Source organism: Pseudomonas sp. 2995-3 (assembly GCF_002742565.1).
GTDB classification, from domain to species: domain Bacteria; phylum Pseudomonadota; class Gammaproteobacteria; order Pseudomonadales; family Pseudomonadaceae; genus Aquipseudomonas; species Aquipseudomonas edaphica.
In genome coordinates this window covers 20273-39777 of record NZ_LJSB01000054.1, presented here as the reverse complement: position 1 = coordinate 39777, position 19505 = coordinate 20273, and the positions used below count along the sequence as shown (strand labels likewise).

General features: G+C 59.5%; 19 protein-coding genes. 8 read left to right on the top strand and 11 right to left on the bottom strand.

Annotation, left to right across the window (positions count from 1 at the left end):
* Positions 1–218: 218 nt before the first annotated feature.
* A complete protein-coding gene (locus AOA62_RS01975; RefSeq protein WP_099547671.1) occupies positions 219–1046 on the top strand; it encodes a hypothetical protein in 828 nt (275 codons plus the stop codon).
* Between the two features lie 9 nt (positions 1047–1055).
* Here the strand turns inward: AOA62_RS01975 and AOA62_RS01970 are convergent, their stop codons facing one another.
* The gene (locus AOA62_RS01970; protein WP_058420656.1) at positions 1056–1451 is read right to left on the bottom strand and encodes a carboxymuconolactone decarboxylase family protein; all 396 of its coding nucleotides are present in this window, start codon (positions 1449–1451) and stop codon (positions 1056–1058) included.
* Positions 1452–1726: 275 nt separating this feature from the next.
* On the opposite strand from AOA62_RS01970, the gene dkgB reads away from it, so the two are divergent.
* Complete coding sequence (gene dkgB / locus AOA62_RS01965; RefSeq protein ID WP_099547670.1) at positions 1727–2545, top strand: 2,5-didehydrogluconate reductase DkgB; 819 nt, start codon at positions 1727–1729, stop codon at positions 2543–2545.
* On the opposite strand, the gene AOA62_RS01960 is transcribed toward dkgB, so the two are convergent.
* The 8 genes from AOA62_RS01960 to AOA62_RS01925 form a co-directional block, all read right to left on the bottom strand.
* Positions 2542–2964 carry a hypothetical protein gene (locus tag AOA62_RS01960; protein ID WP_017138999.1) on the bottom strand — a complete coding sequence of 141 codons (423 nt, stop codon included), beginning with the start codon at positions 2962–2964 and terminating at the stop codon, positions 2542–2544. The genes dkgB and AOA62_RS01960 overlap by 4 nt on opposite strands.
* Before the next feature lie 134 nt (positions 2965–3098).
* Positions 3099–6725: a transporter substrate-binding domain-containing protein gene (locus AOA62_RS01955; RefSeq protein ID WP_099547669.1), complete on the bottom strand. Its 3627-nt coding sequence runs from the start codon at positions 6723–6725 to the stop codon at positions 3099–3101.
* Positions 6726–6731: 6 nt separating this feature from the next.
* Positions 6732–7376 (bottom strand): response regulator transcription factor, encoded by a 645-nt coding sequence (locus AOA62_RS01950; protein WP_026013841.1) that lies wholly within the window; start codon positions 7374–7376, stop codon positions 6732–6734.
* Positions 7377–7638: 262 nt separating this feature from the next.
* Positions 7639–8355 (bottom strand): MgtC/SapB family protein, encoded by a 717-nt coding sequence (locus AOA62_RS01945; RefSeq protein WP_099547668.1) that lies wholly within the window; start codon positions 8353–8355, stop codon positions 7639–7641.
* Positions 8356–8929: 574 nt separating this feature from the next.
* Complete coding sequence (locus AOA62_RS01940) at positions 8930–9511, bottom strand: GNAT family N-acetyltransferase (RefSeq protein WP_099547667.1); 582 nt, start codon at positions 9509–9511, stop codon at positions 8930–8932.
* A 13-nt stretch (positions 9512–9524) separates the two neighbouring features.
* A complete protein-coding gene (locus AOA62_RS01935) occupies positions 9525–9869 on the bottom strand; it encodes an FKBP-type peptidyl-prolyl cis-trans isomerase (RefSeq protein ID WP_017138994.1) in 345 nt (114 codons plus the stop codon).
* Positions 9870–9963: 94 nt separating this feature from the next.
* Positions 9964–10584, bottom strand: a complete 621-nt coding sequence (locus tag AOA62_RS01930) for a hypothetical protein (protein ID WP_017138992.1) — start codon at positions 10582–10584, stop codon at positions 9964–9966.
* 123 nt (positions 10585–10707) lie between these two features.
* Positions 10708–11676: a hypothetical protein gene (locus tag AOA62_RS01925; protein ID WP_017138991.1), complete on the bottom strand. Its 969-nt coding sequence runs from the start codon at positions 11674–11676 to the stop codon at positions 10708–10710.
* A 171-nt stretch (positions 11677–11847) separates the two neighbouring features.
* Here AOA62_RS01925 and AOA62_RS01920 point away from each other — a divergent pair, with 171 nt between their 5' ends.
* The 3 genes from AOA62_RS01920 to AOA62_RS01910 all read left to right on the top strand — a co-directional run bounded on the left by AOA62_RS01920 (position 11848) and on the right by AOA62_RS01910 (position 14015).
* Positions 11848–13344 carry a PAS domain S-box protein gene (locus AOA62_RS01920; RefSeq protein WP_017138990.1) on the top strand — a complete coding sequence of 499 codons (1497 nt, stop codon included), beginning with the start codon at positions 11848–11850 and terminating at the stop codon, positions 13342–13344.
* A gap of 132 nt (positions 13345–13476) precedes the next feature.
* Positions 13477–13728: a CsbD family protein gene (locus tag AOA62_RS01915; RefSeq protein WP_017138989.1), complete on the top strand. Its 252-nt coding sequence runs from the start codon at positions 13477–13479 to the stop codon at positions 13726–13728.
* Positions 13729–13742: 14 nt separating this feature from the next.
* A complete protein-coding gene (locus AOA62_RS01910; protein WP_017138988.1) occupies positions 13743–14015 on the top strand; it encodes a DUF1652 domain-containing protein in 273 nt (90 codons plus the stop codon).
* Positions 14016–14134: 119 nt separating this feature from the next.
* On the opposite strand, the gene AOA62_RS01905 is transcribed toward AOA62_RS01910, so the two are convergent.
* Positions 14135–14443, bottom strand: a complete 309-nt coding sequence (locus AOA62_RS01905; RefSeq protein WP_017138987.1) for an RcnB family protein — start codon at positions 14441–14443, stop codon at positions 14135–14137.
* A gap of 119 nt (positions 14444–14562) precedes the next feature.
* The gene (locus AOA62_RS01900) at positions 14563–15021 is read right to left on the bottom strand and encodes a transposase (protein ID WP_099547842.1); all 459 of its coding nucleotides are present in this window, start codon (positions 15019–15021) and stop codon (positions 14563–14565) included.
* A 1399-nt stretch (positions 15022–16420) separates the two neighbouring features.
* Here AOA62_RS01900 and AOA62_RS01870 point away from each other — a divergent pair.
* From AOA62_RS01870 to AOA62_RS01860, 3 genes are read left to right on the top strand one after another with little or no spacing between them, the layout of a single operon-like run.
* Positions 16421–16978 carry a helix-turn-helix domain-containing protein gene (locus tag AOA62_RS01870; protein WP_017135024.1) on the top strand — a complete coding sequence of 186 codons (558 nt, stop codon included), beginning with the start codon at positions 16421–16423 and terminating at the stop codon, positions 16976–16978.
* 11 nt (positions 16979–16989) lie between these two features.
* Positions 16990–18336 (top strand): glutamine synthetase family protein, encoded by a 1347-nt coding sequence (locus AOA62_RS01865; RefSeq protein ID WP_099547663.1) that lies wholly within the window; start codon positions 16990–16992, stop codon positions 18334–18336.
* A gap of 14 nt (positions 18337–18350) precedes the next feature.
* Positions 18351–19451, top strand: a complete 1101-nt coding sequence (locus tag AOA62_RS01860) for a DNA alkylation repair protein (protein ID WP_099547662.1) — start codon at positions 18351–18353, stop codon at positions 19449–19451.
* Positions 19452–19505: the final 54 nt, after the last annotated feature.

Genomic DNA, 19505 nt, shown 5'->3' with positions numbered 1-19505 from the left:
AAATGGCTACTTCTTTTCGAGGTTGTCGCCATGTCTTTATTGCATTTGTTGTTTGGGAAACCGACTCAGGATGATTGGGATCGAGTAAGGGATGTCAAATCCCGTAAAACCTGGAAGGTCCTACGTGGAGGCATCGGCCTGGACATCGATGAGGTTATCGCGTCAGAGGGTTACAAGGACGCTCTGCGCCAAGTGCAAAAAATGGAGTCAGACGACTCATGGGCCTGCTGATCATTGTGCCGTTACTGGTCAGTGGCTATCTGGTCTGCCTCAGGCACCCGTTTTTCTACTTGCGATTGCACCGATTCCAGGGACAGTTGCTTTACCTGCAGGTAGCAAGGCTCGGAATGCTCTGCTTAATCGTTGCCACGTTTTTGAGTGCTGCCCTGCTGACGTTATCAAAACAAGCAGCCTTTATCGCCGGGCATGAAGTTGCGGCGGACTACAGCCAAAAACTGGGTACGCTATTGGTACAACTCGACATTGCCAATGAGAAAAACTGCACGCTATGGGTTTTCATGTTGCAGGCGGGCATGACCACTCTGGCGATTCCTTTTTTCTGGGCAAGGCTATATGTACGCGCGAAGAAGAAAATGCTGAAGCTGGAAACCGACACGCAGCTCTACCACGTGCTTTCGCTGGGTATTCTTGAGGGCACGCCATTCAAGCTTTTATTGAGAGAGTCCATCGTCAAGTGTGTGCCGTGCATGTTCAGTTTGAGCGACAGGAAGGTCTATGTCGGGATTGTAGTATTCGCAGGCACCCCCACGGAGTCCGAAGGCATTGGTCAGGGGTTCAGCCTGGTGCCCATACTCAGCGGGTACCGGGACAAGGACACATTGGAGGTCACGCTCCACACTCACCACGCCCCTATAAACCGCCCCAGGCCGATCCTGCTGGTTCAGGAAAACGTCGTGTCGGCCACTCGTTTTGACTTCACCACATGGACCCGTTCCCAGTCCTGCAGAAGCCGAAAGGCGCAGCAGGGGCAGTTCTATCACCACCGCCCTGCGCGCCCGGCAGAAGCCTCGCGCATCTGCGCATGAAGCTGGGTATCACGGCCACTTGAACATATCGTCCACTGGTACACGGTAGCCGGTCGCCAGGCGGTTGGTCTCATTGGCCATGCCGACCACGGCCTGCAATTCGCCAAACATCTCGTCTGTCATGCCGGCCTTGCGTGCGGCGGCGGTGTGGGAGGCGATGCAATACGGGCAATTGTTAGTCACGCTGACCGCCACATACAGCAACTCCTTGGTCAGCGGGTCGAGAGCTCCCGGTGCCATGATTTCCTTGAGGCTTTCCCAGGTGCGGCGCAACGTCGGCGGGTGGGCGGCCAGGCATTTCCAGAAGTTGTTCACCTGGTCGACCTTGCGTGTTTGCATGATGTCGTCGTAAACCGCACGCACTTCAGGGCTGGCGTCGGCGTATTCGGTGAGGTGTTGGGTCATGGTCTTTCCAAGGCTGGCATAAAGCATTCTGGAATACCGCGCCACACCCATGGCTGGCAAGTGAAGCCGGTAAGCATCGGGTGACAAAGTTGACCAGCGGTCATGCGAACCCGTGCTGTTGTGAATCGGCGTGCTGGGCACAGCCTGCTCACCCTGACAAGGCCGCGGGTATTCGTGACTTGTGGTTAAGAGTCCTTTTCGCAATGGGCGGTTTTTCCGAGTGAACGACGGGCGAATACTCGACTCCATTGTTCACACCCCTTCTGGAGTTACTGATGTCTACCCCAACCCCAAACGTCCCCGCCTTCGGCCTCGGCACCTTCCGCCTGCAAGGCCAGGTGGTGATCGACTCGGTGAGCACCGGCCTGGAACTGGGCTACCGCGTCATCGACACTGCGCAGATCTACGAGAACGAAGCCGATATCGGCCAAGCCATTGCCGACAGCGGCGTAGCGCGTGATGAGCTGTTTATCACCAGCAAGATCTGGATCGCCAATTTCGCCGAAGGCCAGTTGATTGCGAGCCTGCGCGAAAGCCTGCGCAAACTCAAAACCGATTATCTCGACCTGACGCTGATCCACTGGCCATCGCCGGAAGACCAGGTGCCGGTCGCCGAATTCATGGGCCAGTTGCTGGAAGCCAAGCGCTTGGGACTGACACGCCAGATCGGCATCTCCAACTTCACCATTGACTTGATGAAGCAGGCAATCGCTGCGGTGGGTGCCGAGAACATCGCCACCAACCAGATCGAGTTGCACCCCTACCTGCAAAACCAGAAGGTTGTGGATTTTGCCACCGCCCAGGGTATCCAGATCACCTCGTACATGACCCTGGCCTATGGCGAAGTGCTCAAAGACCCGGTGATCCAGCAGATCGCCGAGCGCCATCAAGCCACACCGGCGCAGGTCACGCTGGCCTGGGCAATGCAGTTGGGTTACGCGGTGATCCCGTCGTCGACCAAACGCGTCAACCTGCAAAGCAATCTCGAGGCCCTGCACCTGACCTTGAGCGCTGCCGACATGGCGCAGATTGCAACCTTGGAGCGTGGCCACCGTTTAACCAGCCCCAAAGGCATTGCGCCGAAGTGGGACTAAACCCCGGCCAGCGGTTTGCGCGATAATTCCCGCAGCCATGGCAACACCCGCAGGCCCGCCGTGGCTGCGGGTGGGTCGATGATGTCCATGAAGTGTTCGAGGTTGACGCTGTCCGGCACACCCGGCAACCGCACCAGCACCGCAGGCTGAGTATCAGCCGGTTCGCCCAGTTCCTGATGGTCATAGAGCAGCACATGCCGCACCTGAGGCTGCGGCCCGCAAGCCTGCAGCGCCAGCCCCGCATTAATGATCAATACGTCGAAGGGCTCGGCAGGGATCGCGGTGAGTATCTGGACTTCCTGGTAGGTTTGCACCGGCACAATGCGGTGGTAACCCAACTGATTGAGCATTTTTTCTATGTACAGTCGTTGCAGGTGTTGTTCATCGGCAATCAGGATGGTCAGTGCTTTGTTCGGCATGGCGAACCCCTGGGCTGGCAGCGCTCGTCAGTGAGCGTGCCCCATTCTCCAGACATATACCGAAGACAAAATCAGGCATGTTCCCCCTTCATGTAGGAGTTCTCCCAAATTCACCGAATGCCCCTCAACTGCAGTCAGGCCTGCTTGCAATAGTCACCCATGCGCTGGTGCAAATCAGCAATTGCCGTGTCAATTGTTGCAACAGCCGCGCCTAATGTGCTGCGCTCCTGTCGCTCACACACCGCCTCCAGCATTTCGCAACTGGCTATCAATGGCTCGGCCTTGACCATTCGCGCCCCACCTTTGACGCGGTGTGCGAGGTCATGCAGCCCACTAAAACTATGCTGACGCGCCAGCAACGCCAGCATCGCGCGGTCTGCCTCCAAACTGTCGAGCAAGGCGCTCAAAAGCTCATTGAGCGCGGCGTGATCGTCTCCCGTGACGACCTTCAAAGCCTTTAAATCAAACCCTGGACCAGCGTCGGGTGACTCAGGGCCGAGCGCATAGACGCTCAGCGCAGAGCGCAAGTCCTCAAGCCCGGCAGGCTTGAACAGGCAACCATCCATGCCCGCCTGCCGGCAGCGCTCGGTTTCTTCCGGCTGGGCATTGGCGGTAAACCCCAGCAGCAGGCAGGCGGGCAAGCCATGCTCACGCTCTTGCGCACGGATTTCACGCGCCAAGGCATAGCCATCCTTGAGGGGCATGTTGCAATCGGTGATTACCACATCCGGCCGCTGGGTTTGCCAGCGTTCCAAGCCCTGGACGCCATCTTCGGCGGTGCTGATGCGATGCCCCAGAAAGCTCAGCTGCCGGGCCAGCAGCAGGCGATTGGCCGGGTAGTCATCCACCACCAGAATGTCCAAAACACGCACGGGACGGGTAGGTTCCGGCGTAGCCGAAACCTCGGCCGCTATTGCTGCTGTGGTGGCCAACGTGAGTGCTACGTCCACCCGTGTCCCCTGCCCCAGCGTACTGCTCAACTGCAGTTTCCCCGCCATCATTTCGCATAGCGTGCGGCTGATCACCAACCCCAGGCCCGAGCCGCTGCGCGCCGACTGCTCGGTATTGCTGCCCTGGATAAACGGGTTGAACAGCCGCTGCTGGTCCTCGGCACTGATGCCTATGCCGGTGTCTTCTACCCACAAGGTGAGGTTCAATTGGCCGGGGTCCGATGCCAACCCACAGCGGCCGCCCAAGCGCACCCGGCCGTGGTCGGTAAACTTGATGGCATTGCTCAGCAGGTTGGACACCACCTGCTTGAATCGCAACGGGTCGATCAACACCGCGCAATCCATCTGCGGGTCAAGCTCTACTTGCAGCGCCAGGCCTTTCGCGCGCGCCAACCCTTCGAATACCCGCGCCACCGACTTCAATAGCTCATGCAGGTTGGCCGGTTCAAGGGACAAAGACAAATGGCCGGACTCAATTCGGGCAATATCCAAAATGTCGCCGATCAGGTCCAGCATGCCGTGGGAGGCCACCGAAGCGACTTCCAGGGCGTCACGGTCGGCACGCCCTTGTTCAGCGTTGGCCAGCGCCAGCTCGATCATGCCGATCACCGCGTTCATGGGGGTGCGAATTTCGTGGCTCATGGTCGCCAGGAACGTGGTCTTGGCACGGTTGGCGGCGTCAGCGTCCTCCTTGGCTTCCTGCAACTGGCCCAGCAGACGCTGGCGCTCGCTCACATCGACCCAACCGGCAATCATGCCCACGACATTTTCGTCGCCATCACGGTACGGCAGCATCCAGTGGTAAATGGTCAACACCTTGCCCGCAGGCAACCTGAGCACCCGATCATGAATCTGCGGTTCGCCCCGCTCCATCAACCGCAGATAGTCCTCATGGAATGACTGGGCCTGCGGCGGGTTGCCGGTGTCGGTCTCGATCACCGTCTTGCCGATCACCGCTTCAAGCTTGAAGCCAAACACGTCCAGGTAGGCACTGTTGCAGGCCATCAGCCGCCCCTGGCGATCACGCACGTAGATCGGGTGGGGCGTACCGTCGATCAGCACGCCCATAAAGCGCATCTGGTCACTTAACGCGCGTTCGGCCTGAGCACGCTTGCGTATCAGGCTGCGCAGGTAAATCGCCCATCCCAGGGTGATCAGCAGCAATACCGCTGCCAGGCCGAATCCTTGGATAATCGTGCGGCGATGGCGTAGCCAATGGTCTTCGATGATGACATCGGTGCGCCATTGGCTGATCAGTTCATCCATTTCCTGAGGCGGGATGCTCAGCAACGCCTTGTCCAGTATCGAGTACAGCTCCAACTGCCCCCGGTTGACCCCGAACGTCATACGCACAGGTTCAGAGCCGACGGTGCTGGTCACGTGCAAGCGATCGCGGTACTCAAAGGCGATCAGGTAACGCGCATAGATCAGTGAACTGACGGCACCCTCGGCGCTGCCATTGGCCACCAGAGCCATGGCATCCGTAGGATTTTTCGCCTCCACAAACTGGATACCGGGATAGTCGCGATTGATGACGTCACGCAGCGCATTGCCGCTGGGTATTACCAGGCGTTTACCCAGCATATTTTCCAGTGTCATGGTGCCAGGCGTGTCGGTACGGGTGACCAGCACCAGCGGATTGGTCAAGTAGGGCCGCGTAAAACGCACCTGGTCAGAGCCTTCGAGGCTGGGCGTGACCACCGCCATCATGTCCGCCCGGCCGGAACGGACCGCCTCTATTTGCTGAGGCATTGAGCCGCCCGGGACCACATCGAACTTCAAGCCGGTGCGCAAGCTGATCCGGGATAGAACGTCTGCACTCAAGCCCTCTGATTGCCCTTGTGCCGTGAAGGATGCCAACGGCAACATCTGGTCGGACGCTACCACCCTCACCCGTGGGTGTTTTTCCAGCCAGCGTTGCTCGCTGGTGCTTAAGCGCAGGCGCTCGGTACCCAGAACACCAAGATTGCCAGCACTCCAACGGCGCAAAATATCCAGCTGCTGGTTAGCCGGAATCGACCTCAGCGCGCTGTTGATGATGCGCAGCAAGCGAATATTGTCCCGGGCCAGCGCGAACGCAAAGGCGTTGGACTCCAAAGTGGAAAAGTCCGCCAGCTGTACATTGTTGAGGTGGTTGCGGTTGATCTGGTAGTGGGCGGTGATGGCGTCTCCGAGGTAGACATCGGCACGGCCAAAGGCCACGGCGCCGATGGCTTCGAAGACCGACGCAAACAGTTCCACATGGGCCTTGGGGTAAAACGCCTCGACCACATCGGGCGGCATATAGTGATAAAGCATCGCCACACGCTTGCCGGCCAGGTCGACACTCAGGGACTGGGTGTCTCCGGTACGGGTGACCAGGATGGGCTGATCATTGGCATAGGAGCGCGAAAGGACGAGTTGCGGGTCCCCCGCTTCAAACCCGTTGGCCGACCCCAAGAAATCGATAGAGCCCTGCTTGAGCGCCTCAATCACTTCATCACGGGTGTCATAGCGGCGCACTTCAACGCTGACGTTGAGCGCCTGGGCAAGCAACTTGGCATAGTCGGCGGTGACGCCTTCCAGTTCATCGTTATTGTTGGTCAGTTCGAAAGGCCCGTAATCGGGCGCAGAAACCCCCATCCACAGCGTGCGGCGCTCACGCAGCCAGTGCCAGTCAGCGTCCCCCAGCACCACGGGCGGGCCATTCTCGTCGAGGCTGGAATGCCCCAGCAACCGCAAGGTGTGGGGCTCATCAAGGGCCGCAGCGAGCAACGGCAGCAGGCTCATCAACACCAGCATGATCAACCGTCGGACCTGGGCAAGGATCATGTCGATTCAGATCAGATGATTACGCTGGGCAAACTTGGCCATGTGCACCACAGACGTCATCCGCAGCTTCTCCTTGAGCCGGGTCTTGTAGGTGCTGATGGTCTTGTGGCTCAGCAGCATATCTGCAGCAATTTTGTTGTTGGTAAAACCCAACGCCAACATCCTCAGCACTGCCAGCTCGCGGTCTGAAAGCGAGTGCACCAGCTCGTGCTCGGTGGTCTGCAAATCATCACGACGCACCGAACTGCTCGGCAGACTGGGGAAGCAGTTGTAGTTGGACATCACCGCCTTAATGGCTTTTTGCAGCTCCTCCAGCTCTCCGGTCTTGGCGACAAACCCCATGGCGCCGGCACGCATGCACCGCGTGGAAAAAAACTCCGGCAGATACGACGTCAGTACCAGAATTTTGCACGGCACACCCAGCGCCTTGACCCGGCTGATCACCTCCAGCCCACCCAGTTTTGGAATGGCCAGGTCGAGAATAATCAAGACTGGACGCTTCTCTCTAACCTTCTGAAGCGCGTCCGCCCCCGTACCGGCTTCCTCGATGTCAGTGAAGCCTTCGCACTTGAGCAAATGCTTGACGGTTGCCCGTATAAACGGATGATCGTCCACAACTAACACGGTCCCACTACTTAGCGCTTTGCTCATATCACTACCCTGAAAAGAATAAGTACCCTTACACATCACACGGGACACCACTACCTGTGAGAAATGACAGTTTCGACCAGCGGTACTGCCGTCACTCAGGTGGTCCGCTTCTATCGAAGTCACATCGAGCACGTATAGCCAAACCGTGACCACCGGCTAGCTGCAAGTGCGCAACCTTAACAACGAAATGACGTATTGACCGAAGGGGCAATCCCAATCAGATGTAGGATTTTTCTTCGCAAAAGTAGCCGTTGAGCGCGTGTCAGTCAGTGGTACTCGGGCTCCAGAACGCTTGCACCACCAGTGTCGAGGTGGAAATTCGCGCCACCAGCGCGTCCAGTTCGTCGCCGTCTACCGAGGTCGCGGCCAGGGTGGCCTCGATCTCCACTTCTTCGCTGCCGAACGGCCGCACATCGACGTCGCTGGCCGGGTAGTTGCACCGCGCCAGTTCGGCCTCCAGCAGCACCATCACTGCCTGCTGCTGGCTGCGCCGGGCGATGACATAGAGGATGTTGGTGACCTCCGCCGACACCACGTCCAAAGGCTGACGGTTGATGTTATTGACGATCGGCCGCAGCAAGGTGTTGGCCGCCAGCACAAATAGCGTGCCCAGCAGTGCTTCGAGGATCAGGTCAGCCCCCGCACACGCCCCCACCGCTGCCGAAGCCCACAACGTCGCAGCAGTGTTGAGCCCACGCACGTTGCCTTCTTCACGCATGATCACGCCAGCGCCCAAAAAGCCGATGCCCGAGACCACGTACGCAACCACCCGCACCGCGCCTTCCGCGCCACCCAGGCGGTTGGCCATGTCGACGAAGATCGCCGCGCCCACTGCCACCAGCACATTAGTGCGCAAGCCCGCCGTGCGCTGGCGGTACTGGCGTTCGAAACCGATCAAGCCACCGAGGATAAACGCCGCGGTAAGGCTGACCACGGTATCGACCAAAGAGTTGAGGTTGATGTTGTTGATTGCCTGCATAAAAATTCTCCATGACTGCTGCGCATGCCAGAAACCTTAGTGCAGGTACGACCGACTGCACCGTCCCCGTTTAAAGGCACAGTCAGCTTGGCCCGCCCGCCGTAAAAGGCAGGCGCGTCCGTAGCATCCCAAGTGATTTGAGGTGCTGGTCAGCGTCGATGAGAGGGATGCAGGCAGGTGCCAGGACTGGCCGCTGCCGGAATGCCGCTTCTCGCTTTTTGAGGCGAGACAACGGCATCAGGAAAAATGCGCGTTACCTTGCCAAGTATGTGCCAGTTACCGAAACCGGCCGACGACTGTCGCTCGAACAAGTACCCACTGAGGGTCTCCGCTATTGATGAAAACGCGCGGAGTTTACGCCGCGTTTTCGAGGGAGTAAACCGTAGGAGAATTTACCATAGGGGTTTAGGTGGATTGTTCAGGGTGAGTTCAGCAACTGTTTTTTGGGTCACGCCGAAGATCAACTGTGGGAGCTGGCTTGCCTGCGATAGCGGTCTGTCTGCTGGAGGTTTATTGCCTGACACTGCGTCATCGCAGGCAAGCCAGCTCCCACAAGGAGTGTGCACGTCCGCTATTACGGCATATCGGGCCGATCCCGCTCAACCCGTTTCAAGTACTCGTCCATCTGCCCACCTGCCAGCGGCTTGACCTGAATAGACACCCTGTTGACCTGCCGTCCCATCCTGATGCCTTCACGCGTGCGCACCTGCACATACCCAAGCTTGGGCCAGAAGCGCTCGGCCTTGGTATTGCCGACCACCACCGTCAACCGCAGCCACTGGGCACCGTTGCTCACCGCCCACGCTTCAAGATCGGCATGCAATTGTCGCGCGAACCCGGTGCCATGCAGGCGCGTATGCACCAGCAGCAAACCGATATGCCACACGCCGACGGCCAGCAAGTCGGCCGCGATGTTCACGACGGCGGCCAGTTGGTCCTGCGTATCGCGATAACCCAGCCAGTACATCCGGCTGCAACGCCAACCTGCCGGCAACTGGCCCTGTAACTCTTCGTGCGCTTCGGTCGGTGTGGCCGGTTCACCATTGACCGCGATGAAATACTCGGGTGCCTGGTCAAAAAAACACTGCAGTTCGGCCGCGTCGCCGTCGTACAGTTCAACCACTCGAATACCTTCGAGTGCGCAATCAACCTCCATGTTTTCTTCCCCTTCAATCGTCGCGCGTCAGCACTTCCAGCAACTCGATTTCAAAGCGCAGATTGCTGTTGGGCGTGATATGCGCGCCCATCGAACGCTCGCCATAGGCCAGGTGCGCCGGCACAAACAGTGTGCGCACGCCACCCACCTGCATGCCCATCAAGCCCTGGTCCCAGCCCTTGATTACGCGCCCGGTGCCGATCACGCACTGGAACGGCTTGCCGCGCTCCCAGGACGAATCAAACACGGTGCCGTCTTCGAGGGTGCCGGTGTATTGGGTGGTGATCAGCGCCCCCTTGACCACGGCTTTGCCGGTGCCCAGGCGGGTGTCGGTGATCTGGAGTTCATCGTTGCTCATGGGGCTCTCGTTGGATGAGTTAAGACTGGGGTTTTCCCAGAATAAAATGAGCTTGGCAAGTGCGCCCTCGCCACACCCTTATGCCGATCGTTCCTTACAACCAATGCCAGAACCGGCTCCAGAACCCGCGGCCCAAATCATCCTTACAGCGCGCATATTGCGCCGCGTACATCTGCGAGCGCGCCTGCACCTTGCTCGCCACCGGCGGCAGCCAGGCTTTGGCCGCATAGGTACGCTGGCGATAGCCGCCCCAGCCTTCGTGGTAGTTCAGGTATTGGCCGTAGGCGTCGTATTTGTACACGCCGTTGATGGTGTAGGTCTTGTCCATGTACCAACCCACAAAGTCGATGGAGTCATCGAAATCCTGACGGCTCGCACCGCTGCGGCCGGTGCTCTTGCGGTAGTCGTTCCACACTTCATCCTTGGCCTGGGAATAGCCTTCGGCGGTGGACACGCGCCCCCAGGGGATGATCCATAGCAGGTACTTGCGTGGTGTCTTGGCATCCTGGCGGAAGCCCGACTCTTGATACATGATCGCGAACGGCACCTGGATCGGCACGCCCCAGCGCTTTTGCGTGACCTTGGCGGCGTCGTACCAGTCATCTTTTTCACGGAAGATGCCGCAGATGTCGTTTGGCGTGCGTGGCGGCGAAGTACCGCACGCCGCCAACAGGGAGGTGAGTAATAACAGTCCGACAGCTTTGCCTGCGCTCAAGGGGCACCTTTGCGTGATACACGTAAAAAGCCGGTATTTTACGCATTCATTCGAGCGCAGGGGGTAGCGAGTTCACTCCATAACCAGCTTCCACAGGCGGCATCCATGCCGCACATGCTCAGCTTAAGCCAACGGCACGCGACGCGTGGTCAGCGCGGTACGACCCACAAAGAAGCTCAAGGCTGCACCCAGCAGCAACATGGCCAAGGTGCTCCATGCAGCGCGGGACAGCTGCTTAGCCGCTACTTCACCGGCTTCACGGGCTTTCTGTTCGGCTTGCTGTTTCAGCTCATCGACCTTCTGCATGGCTTGCTGATAAGCCTGGGCATAGTTGTCGACGATCTGCGTGGCTTCGGCTTTGCTCTTGCCGGTACGGGCGGCCACGATGTTGACCAGCGCGTCTTTGTCCGCAGCATTCAACGCAGGCTCGCCGGAGGCTTTGACGCGTTCGAACCACTGCTTCAACTCATCACCGGCCTGGGCAGGGTTGGTCGCGGCGTCCTTGGCCGATTGCTTGCCGTCGGCGGCGGCCTGGTCGGTTTTCTGCTCGACGTTGGCAGGGTCCAGCTCAGGCTTGCCGCTTTGCTTGAGCAAGGTGTCGAGTTGGCCTTGCAGGCTGTTCCAGTCCAGTTGGATACCCTGCTCGTTCAACTGCTGCTTGATGCTGTTGCCGATCCCAGGCGCAGCAGCGGCGATACCACTGCCGGCGGCGGACAAGCCTTTGCCTACTACGTTACCGGCGGTGCCGACCACGCTGGCGGCCAGGCCAGCCAGCAGCCAGGTGGTGAGCAAGGTGGTGAAGGTCCAGGTCAATACGCCGTGCAAGCCGCCACGGTCCGGTGCAGTGCGCCCGGCCACAAAGGCGCCGAGGCCGACAGCCACCAGGGTTGAGACAAACAGCCAGATCCCGGCGCCGGTGCCGAAGCCGCTCAGGGGGTTGCCCGCTTCCATCGGGTTGACGGCACTGGCGCCGATGGCCGTGCCGAGCACGCTGAGTACCAGGTAGGTCACCAGGGCAATTGCACTACCGGCCAGCACAGAGCTCCAGGACACGCGAAACGGTGAACGGTTGGTTTCATAGACAGTTGTCATGATTAATCCTTTGAGTGGTTGACCGTATCAGTCTGGCGAGACCGCTGCCGGTCGTCCCCGCTCAAATGCACCAGAGCATCTGGTGCATTCGCACCCCGCAACGGGCACTCTGTGTGCACTATCCTGATGCCTGGGTGTCGTACCCTTCATGCGCCCATCCCCGGAGAGACCATGACCCAGGACGTTCTTGCCAAAGAAACCAACCGCCGCCAATTGCAGCAGATCATCTCCGGGTTATCGGACGGTGTGATCCTGGCCGAAGTCGACCAGACCATTCTGTGGGCCAACGAAGCCGCGCTGGCCATGCACGGGGTCAGTGAGGTCGAGCAGCTCGGCGCCAATACCGAGCAATACGCCAAGCGCTTCGCCTTGCGCTATCGCAACAACCACCCCTTGCCGCTGGACAGCTACCCGCTCAGCCGAATCGCAGCCGGTGAAGAATTCAGCGATGTGGTGGTGGAAGTCACCCCCGTTGACGACGAGGACCGCAGTTGGGTGCATCGCTTGCGCAGCCTGGTGCTGACGGACGCCCACGGTGAACCGGAACTGCTGGTGCTGATCCTCAGCGACGCCACCGAATGGGCCAGCGCCGAGCAGCGCTTCGAAAAAACCTTCAACGCCAACCCGGCACCCGCGGTGATCTGCCGCCTCAGCGACCTGCGCTACATCAAGGTTAACCAGGGTTTCCTGGAGATGACCGGTTACAACCGCGATCAGGTCATCGGCAAATCCGTCTATGAACTGGATGTACTGGAACACGCCGATCGCAAGGACCTGGCCATTCAGCGCCTGAGCGAAGGTGCGACCATCCCGCAGATGCAGGCTGAACTGCGCCTGCCCGAGGGCGGCAGCAAACTGGTGATTGTCGCCGGCCAGCCGTTGGACATGAACGAGGAAGACTGCATGCTGTTTTCCTTTACCGACCTGGAGCCAAGGCGCAAGGCAGAAATCGCCCTGCGCCAGAGCGAAGAACGGTTCGCCAAATCCTTTCGCCTCACGCCGGTGCCGACCCTGGTGTGCAACGCCGCCAACCGGCAAGTGGTGGACATCAACGAAGCGTTCATGAACATCACCGGTTACATCAGCGAAGAGCTGATCGGCAAGAACGTTGAGGACATCAACTTCATCGACAGCGCCCCTGCTGGAGCGCAGTTGTTCGCCACCCTGGAAAAAGCCGGCAACCTCGAAGGCCAGGACCTCAAGGTGCGCAAGAAAGGCAACGAGGTGATCGACTGCGTGGTCTCCGCCGACACCGTGATTATCGAGGACGTGCCCTGCTACCTGTTGGTGCTGATGAACATCACCGAACGCAAACGCTCGGAGCTGGAGCTGGTGGCGGCCATTGAGGAGGTGATGCAAGACGCCTCCTGGTTCAGCCAGACCCTGATCGAGAAACTGGCCAACGCCAAGAGCGTCAACAGCCCCAACCTGCCGAACGTAGCCTTCACCGACCTTACCGCCCGTGAGCGTGATGTGCTGGGTTTGATCTGCGAAGGCCTGGCCGACAAGGAAATTGCCTCGCGCCTGAAGCTTGCGCCCAACACGGTGCGTAATCATGTGGCCACGGTGTACTCCAAACTCGGTGTGCACAGCCGCAGCGCGGCCATTGTATGGGCCAGGGAGCGCGGCTTGTTTGCCGGCGAACTGCGCGTCAAAAGCAAACCATAGAGTGCAAATGCACTAGTGCGACCAGTGCAAATTCGCCTTATTGCGCTGGCGTACGCTGCTTAACCTTGAAGGGTGGGCACAGGGCCTTTGGTCCCGTGCCGTAATGGTTTGATCTCTTCCAAGGAAAGCACGATGAAAAGCGAACAAGTCAAAGGCGCCGTAGAGAAGGTTGCCGGCAAGGCCCAGGGCTTTATCGGCGACCTCACCGGCGATGAACAATTGCACGCTGAAGGTGTGGCGCGTCAGGCCGCAGGTCAACTGCAGCAAACGTACGGCGACGCGCTGGACACTGTCAGTGATTTCGCCAAAAACAAACCCCTGGCTACCGTGGCTGTCGTCGCCGGTATCGGCCTGCTTGTGGGCCTGTTGCTGCGTCGTCGTTGAGGAGGCCGAGGCCCATGTTTACCCTCTCTCAACTGCGCAACTGCATCGAAGAAGGTTTGTCACCGCTGACCTGCGAGTTCACCCTGTGCCGGGACGCGTCCCTGACCCTCAAGGTCTACGACGCCGAAACCGGCCGTGTTGATCTGGTGGTGACAGGCATCAGCACCAACCGGCTGCAAACCGCGCAAGAAGTGGCCAAGATGGTTGAAGAGTTGCGCTACGAACTGCAAAGCAACAACGTCGGCAAGCTCACACTGGATGATCTGCCTTCAACGACGGCCCAATGAAAATGAAGGCAGGCTGATCTCCAGGTCGACCTGGGTGACGCCGAGGCCGAAGTGATGGGTGAGGTAACACGACCGGTGTGGCCGGTTACCTTAACGCAAGAGCGAGGAAAACAGACCGATCACCGCTTGACGGGGGTGATCTCAAGAATGGTGCCGTTGGTGGTTTTGAGCAGCACAAACTTGTCACCCACCCGCGCCCATTGGCTGTCTGCCTCAGGCTGCTTGAGGCCGCGTTTTTTCCAGTCGCTGACCGCCGATTCCTTGCGCATCAGGATATCCGGGGCGCGATCACCTTCTTTCAGATCCCGCGTATTGATGCTGGAAGGCTGCACGGTTTCCTGGGGTGTATCACCGGCCTGCACGACAAAGCTGACGGTGGACAGGCCAGCGGTGAGCAGCAGGCAAGCGGCTAGGGTCTTGGACTTCATGGGTGCTCCTTCAATGAATGATGCGTACCCAGGTTCCGACCGCAGGCGCATGGAATCATTCAAGTTTGCACCCTTCCTGTGGCAAGGGAGCTTGCTCCCTCGCCACAAGGGCGCCGGGTCTATAACCAGGCTGCGTCCCAGAGCGGATAATCGCCGATATGTTCAGCCAACCCAGCGCGCAATGGGTTGCCAATTATGTAGCGTGCGATCTTTATAAGATCCTCCTCAGCGCGCGCTGCGCGATCATGGTACCCGCACTGCCAGAACGCGCCCCGTGCATGACAGGCTCGATTGATGGTCAATGTGCTGCGCGACTTCACCCTTTTCATCACTTGCGGCAACGATGCGGCTCTGAGTTCAAATAGCCAATGGAAATGGTCTGGCATGATGACCCAAGCCAAAGAGTTAACCATCTCAAGGTCATGAGCCTGTTTGAACTCTGCCACCAACAACCGCCCCAAGCGAAAATTGGCAAACACCGGGCGGCGCTGATAGACCACAGCAGTTACCAAGTAAGCCCGACCCGCCTCTGAATAACGGCCACGTCGCAATAGGTGAGAATTGGGTTTCTGAAGCAATCCTTTGCTCTGCGATTGAATGAATGATCCATTTACCCTAGCAAGCCACAGCAATACCTCCGTTCAATTCAGTTTCCCAATATGTCACGCCCCTCCACTGTGGCGAGGGAGCTTGCTCCCGCTGGGCTGCGCAGCGGCCCTAAAAAGGCTGGCCGAGTAACACCTGAACGAACGCAGTGGATCGATTGGGGCCGCTTCGCGGCCCAGCGGGAGCAAGCTCCCTCGCCACAAAAGCCTAGGCAGCAGGTGTGCGCTGATAAAACACCCTCCACCACTGGCTCGGACCATTCAGTTTCCCACTATGTCACGCCCCCCACTGTGGCGAGGGAGCTTGCTCCCGCTGGGCTGCGCAGCAGCCCCAAAGAGGCTGGCCGAGTACCGCCTGAACCAACGCGGTGGATCGATTGGGGCCGCTTCGCTGCCCAGCGGGAGCAAGCTCCCTCGCCACAAAAGCCTAGGCAGCAGGTGTGCGCTGATAAAACACCCTCCACCACTGGCCTGGACCATTCAGTTTCCCACTATGTCACGCCCCCCACTGTGGCGAGGGAGCTTGCTCCCGCTGGGCTGCGCAGCAGCCCCAAAGAGGCTGGCCGAGTACCGCCTGAACCAACGCGGTGGGTCGATTGGGGCCGCTTCGCTGCCCAGCGGGAGCAAGCTCCCTCGCCACAAAAGCTTAGGCAGCAGGTGTGCGCTGATAAAACACCCTCCACCACTGGCCTGGACCATTCAGTTTCCCACTATGTCACGTCCCCCACTGTGGCGAGGGAGCTTGCTCCCGCTGGGCTGCGCAGCAGCCCCAAAAAGGCTGGCCGAGTAACACCTGAACGAACGCAGTGGATCGATTGGGGCCGCTTCGCGGCCCAGCGGGAGCAAGCTCCCTCGCCACAAAAGCTTAGGCAGCAGGTGTGCGCTGAAAAAACACCCTCCGCAACTGGCTCGGACCATTCAGTTTCCCACTATGTCACGCCCCCCACTGTGGCGAGGGAGCTTGCTCCCGCTGGGCTGCGCAGCAGCCCCAAAAAGGCTGGCCGAGTAACACCTGAACGAACGCAGTGGATCGATTGGGGCCGCTTCGCGGCCCAGCGGGAGCAAGCTCCCTCGCCACAAAAGCTTAGGCAGCAGGTGTGCGCTGAAAAAACACCCTCCGCAACTGGCTCGGACCATTCAGTTTCCCACTATGTCACGCCCCCCACTGTGGCGAGGGAGCTTGCTCCCGCTGGGCTGCGCAGCAGCCCCAAAAAGGCTGGCCGAGTAACACCTGAACCAACGCAGTGGATCGATTGGGGCCGCTTCGCTGCCCAGCGGGAGCAAGCTCCCTCGCCACAAAAGCTATGCCACACCCATTGCCACCGTGAAATAATCCGTGTAATTTTTCATGAAATTTCTCGACATAAATTTCATGAACCAACAACAAGAACTCGACGCCCTGGCTGTGCTCATCCACGATCTGCGCAAGCACAAGAAACTCACCCTTGCCCAACTCGCGCAAAAAATCGAGCGCTCGGTGGGCTTTTTGTCTCAAGTCGAACGCGGCCTGTCACGCCCTACTGTGGCCGACCTGACTGCCATCAGCCACGCCCTGGATGTGCCCACCACCTACTTCTACAGCCTGCCCAAACCCAAGGCCGTCGACTGGGTCACACGCCCCAACGAGCGGCGCACGGTGTATTACGCCAATGGCATCACCGACATTCTGGTTTCGCCAAGCATGCACGGCGCCTTTTCGATGCTCGACAGCCTGTTGGCGCCCGGCGCCAACAGTGGCGAGCACACCATGAGCGACCGCGCCGAACAGGCCGGTTTTGTACTGGAGGGCGAGTTGACGCTATGGGTGGAAGGTGAAGCCGATTCGGTCACCCTCGGCCAAGGCGACAGCTTCCACCTGGCCAGTTTTGCCCATTGCCGCTACGCCAACCTGACTGATCTGCCCGCCCGCGTATTGTGGGTTTACAACTAGGAGCAACACCCGTGAAAAGCCAACCCTCCACGTTGCTGGCCGAAGTACGGACCTTTCGCCAGAACCACCCCGAGGTGCGTTACGTCGACCTGATCGCCCTGGACATTCCCGGCCATTTCTACGGCAAGCGCTACCCGGTGGAGATGCTCGAAAAAGTCGCCGCCGGCAGCCCGCTGAAGCTGCCGCAAAATGCCGTGCTGCTGGGCGCCCAGGGCGGGCTGTTCAAAATTGGTGACTATTGCTTCCACGACGGCGACCCGGATGCCAATCGCCGCCTGGTGCCGGGCACGCTCAAGCCGGTGAGCTGGGAAGCGCAACCGCTGGGGCAGATGCTGATCACCTCGGATGGCACTGAAGCGCCCATCGAGTTTGAACCACGTGAAGTCCTGGCCAAGGTGCTGGAGCGCCTGCAGCACAAGGGCATTCACCCGGTGGTGGCGTTTGAGCTGGAGTTTTACCTGTTCGATAAAAAGCTCGACGACGGCCTGCCGCAATTCGCCCGCGACCCGCTGAGTGATGACGCTGACGACCAGCCCAACCTGCACATCGAGCGGTTGTCGCGCTTCAGCGAAGTGCTCGACGACATGGCGCAAACCGCCCAGGCCCAAGGCATCGACATCACGGTGATCACCGCCGAACTCGGCCCTGGCCAGTTCGAGATCAACTTCGGCCACTGCGACGACGGCCTGCGCGCCGCCGACTGGGCCGCGCTGTTCTGCCGCAGCACGCGTGGCGTGGCACTCAAGCATGGCTACCGCGCCAGCTTTATGGCCAAGCCTTACCTGCAATTTCCCGGCAGCGGCATGCATGTGCATGTCAGCCTGTATGACGGCGCGGGCAATAATTTACTCGCGGCGCACCAGCAGCAACCGCTGCGCCACGCGGTGGCCGGTTGCCTGGAATTGTTGCCGCACTGCATGCCGATTTTCTCGCCCAACCACAACGCCTTCCGCCGCTTGGGTGGCACCGTGAACGCGGCAACGCGTGCCAGCTGGGGCTTTGAAGACCGCGACGCGTGCGTGCGTATTCCCGATTCCGACCCGCGCAACCTGCGCATCGAACACCGCCTGGCCAGTGCCGATGCCAACCCCTACCTGGTGCTGGCAGCGATCCTGGCAGGGTTGGAGCATGGCCTTGAAGCCAGGCAAGAACCCATCGCCCCGCTGAATGAGGACCGTAACAGCGGCGCCGACTTCCCCCTGGAAATGCTCGATGCCGTACGCGCCATGCAGCATCAAGCGGTATTGCGCGATAAGCTGGGCGCCGAATTTATCGACGTGTACTGCGAAAACAAACGCCAGGACCACTTGGCCTTTCAACAAGAGATCAACGCGCGGGAATACCGCTGGTTTCTCTAGCCATGGAATCACCGATGACCGACCAAAGCGCCCCGGCCCTCAAGGAAATCTTCAACGTTGAACGCCTGCAACACATCGCCAGTGAAATGACAGCGGTGTACCCGGCCTTTGATGCAAAAGGGTTTCTAAAGCACGCCAAAGCCGGGCTGGCCGAGTTGTCGGTGATGCAGCGCATGGCGCGGGTCAGTGAGAGCCTGCATGCGGTAATCCCACTGGATTACGCGCAAACCCTCAAGCTGCTGCATGCGCTGGCTCCGCGACTGAACAGTTCATTTGTGTGCCTGTTTCTGCCGCACTACGTGGCCAGTTACGGGCAAAGTGACTTCAAGCGCTCCATGGCCGCGCTCAAATACTTCACCGTGTTTGGCTCGGCCGAGTTCGCCATTCGCCCGTTCTTGTTGAACGACTTCGAGCGTACCCTGGCCGTGATGCAGCAGTGGTCGCTGGACGCCAACGAACACGTGCGTCGCCTCGCCAGTGAAGGCTCGCGCCCTCGCCTGCCGTGGTCCTTTCGCTTGGCCCAGGTGCAGGCCAACCCGCAGCTGTGCGCCTCGATCCTGGATAACCTCAAGGCCGACAGCAGCCTGTATGTGCGCAAGTCGGTGGCCAACCACCTCAACGACATCACCAAGGACCACCCGGACTGGGTGCTCAGCCTGATCGAAGGCTGGAACCTGGACAACCCGCACACGGCCTGGATCGCCCGGCACGCCTTGCGCAGCCTGATCAAGCAAGGCAATACCCGCGCACTCACGATCATGGGCGCCGGCGCCAAGGCCGAGGTAAACATTCACCACCTGAAAGTCACACCGGCGGTGATCAACCTGGGCGAGCGGATCAACCTGTCGTTCAGTCTGGAATCCACCGCCACCGCCGCGCAGAAGCTGGTGGTCGACTACGCCATCGACTACGTAAAAAGTGCCGGCCATAGCGCGGCCAAAGTGTTCAAGCTCAAGGCCTTTACCCTGGGCGCGGGCGAACATCAGAGCATCCGCCGCGAACAACATATTCGCGAGTTGACCACGCGCAAGCATTACGCAGGCAAGCACTGGGTGCATGTGCTGGTGAACGGCGAAAAGCTCGCCAGTGCCGAATTTGAACTGCTAAAACCCTGACAAAAATCAACCAAAAGGCTCTAGAACGGGCCTTTCAGACACATTAATTGTCAG

Coding starts and splice junctions, on each gene's coding strand:
- AOA62_RS01920 (WP_017138990.1), top strand. CDS start 11,848: ATGACCCAGGACGTTCTTGCCAAAGAAACCAACCGCCGCCAATTGCAG.
- AOA62_RS01975 (WP_099547671.1), top strand. CDS start 219: ATGGGCCTGCTGATCATTGTGCCGTTACTGGTCAGTGGCTATCTGGTC.
- AOA62_RS01915 (WP_017138989.1), top strand. CDS start 13,477: ATGAAAAGCGAACAAGTCAAAGGCGCCGTAGAGAAGGTTGCCGGCAAG.
- AOA62_RS01935 (WP_017138994.1), bottom strand. CDS start 9,869: ATGAGCAACGATGAACTCCAGATCACCGACACCCGCCTGGGCACCGGC.
- AOA62_RS01870 (WP_017135024.1), top strand. CDS start 16,421: ATGAACCAACAACAAGAACTCGACGCCCTGGCTGTGCTCATCCACGAT.
- AOA62_RS01910 (WP_017138988.1), top strand. CDS start 13,743: ATGTTTACCCTCTCTCAACTGCGCAACTGCATCGAAGAAGGTTTGTCA.
- AOA62_RS01950 (WP_026013841.1), bottom strand. CDS start 7,376: ATGAGCAAAGCGCTAAGTAGTGGGACCGTGTTAGTTGTGGACGATCAT.
- dkgB (WP_099547670.1), top strand. CDS start 1,727: ATGTCTACCCCAACCCCAAACGTCCCCGCCTTCGGCCTCGGCACCTTC.
- AOA62_RS01955 (WP_099547669.1), bottom strand. CDS start 6,725: ATGATCCTTGCCCAGGTCCGACGGTTGATCATGCTGGTGTTGATGAGC.
- AOA62_RS01940 (WP_099547667.1), bottom strand. CDS start 9,511: ATGGAGGTTGATTGCGCACTCGAAGGTATTCGAGTGGTTGAACTGTAC.
- AOA62_RS01905 (WP_017138987.1), bottom strand. CDS start 14,443: ATGAAGTCCAAGACCCTAGCCGCTTGCCTGCTGCTCACCGCTGGCCTG.
- AOA62_RS01860 (WP_099547662.1), top strand. CDS start 18,351: ATGACCGACCAAAGCGCCCCGGCCCTCAAGGAAATCTTCAACGTTGAA.
- AOA62_RS01960 (WP_017138999.1), bottom strand. CDS start 2,964: ATGCCGAACAAAGCACTGACCATCCTGATTGCCGATGAACAACACCTG.
- AOA62_RS01925 (WP_017138991.1), bottom strand. CDS start 11,676: ATGACAACTGTCTATGAAACCAACCGTTCACCGTTTCGCGTGTCCTGG.
- AOA62_RS01970 (WP_058420656.1), bottom strand. CDS start 1,451: ATGACCCAACACCTCACCGAATACGCCGACGCCAGCCCTGAAGTGCGT.
- AOA62_RS01945 (WP_099547668.1), bottom strand. CDS start 8,355: ATGCAGGCAATCAACAACATCAACCTCAACTCTTTGGTCGATACCGTG.